This window comes from Ruegeria sp. AH12, from assembly GCF_056541465.1.
Map to the genome: position 1 here is coordinate 1 of NZ_JBQFYL010000203.1, position 570 is coordinate 570.

Annotated in this window: 2 protein-coding genes; both read right to left on the reverse strand. The window is 57.5% G+C overall.

The annotated features are described in order from the left end of the window. Positions 1 to 318: ClpX C4-type zinc finger protein (locus tag ACR0EL_RS22635; RefSeq protein WP_480502376.1), on the reverse strand; the 318-nt coding region annotated here is incomplete at its 3' end. A gap of 136 nt (positions 319 to 454) precedes the next feature. Beyond that, positions 455 to 570, reverse strand: a 116-nt coding sequence (locus ACR0EL_RS22640) for an ATP-dependent Clp protease proteolytic subunit (protein ID WP_480502377.1), incomplete at its 5' end; no start/stop codon positions are given.

Below are 570 nucleotides of genomic sequence, written 5' to 3' on the forward strand. Positions count from 1 at the left end.
GCTGCCCGCTTTCTGGGCATGATTGAGACGCTTGTAGTGGTTATGTACCGCAACCGACAGCACCCGCTTGGCGGTGGCCTGACCGATCACATAGTCATCCAGCACTTCGCAGATATCCTTGGGTGTTGGCACACCGTCCGAGGATTTCAGACCGCTGGCCTTGGTTTCCTCGCGAATGATATCCATGCACAGCTCGACACACTCATCGCAGATGAACACGGTCGGGCCTGCGATCAGCTTACGCACCTCATGCTGGCTTTTGCCGCAAAAGCTGCAATAGAGCGTGTTCTTGCCGTCACCGCCTGAATTCGTCGCCATGCTTTACCCCTCGGGCTCCGTCTCAGCGGCCCCTCTCAAGGGCCGCGCTTGCCGTATATGCCTGCAGCTTAGGCCAGCGTTCTGGCAGCTACAATCTCAAAATCATCCCTCACGCCGGACGCGCGCGGATTTGAACCTAGGCCTCGTCACCATCCATCTTGGCGCGGTTCTCGACGATCTCGTCGATATGGCCCCAATCCTTGGCCTCTTCCGGGCTCATGAAATTGTCACGATCCAGCGCTTTTTCAACCG